This window comes from Grimontia sp. AD028 (assembly GCF_000973155.1).
GTDB lineage: Bacteria > Pseudomonadota > Gammaproteobacteria > Enterobacterales > Vibrionaceae > Enterovibrio > Enterovibrio indicus.
Map to the genome: position 1 here is coordinate 1 of NZ_LASY01000174.1, position 201 is coordinate 201.

1 pseudogene is annotated in these 201 nt (G+C 56.2%); it reads right to left on the reverse strand.

The window, feature by feature from the left end:
• Positions 1 to 18: 18 nt before the first annotated feature.
• Positions 19 to 201 (reverse strand): annotated as a pseudogene (locus RN22_RS23965) (type VI secretion system tube protein Hcp); the annotation flags it as partial.

Genomic DNA, 201 nt, shown 5'->3' on the forward strand with positions numbered 1-201 from the left:
GCCTTCTGCCAGGAAGCCTTAGGCTTCGATAGGCGCACGCCAGTCATCCGCACCGGAAGTGCCTGCTACCGTGTGCTCCCAGTCAATCTTGCGGTAGGCCACAGAGACAGTCACCAGCTGAGTGAACTCTTTCTTCTGTGCGTCCTGACAGTGAGGCATGTTGCAATCGATATCGATGATGGTGCCGTCAGTCAGGATGGT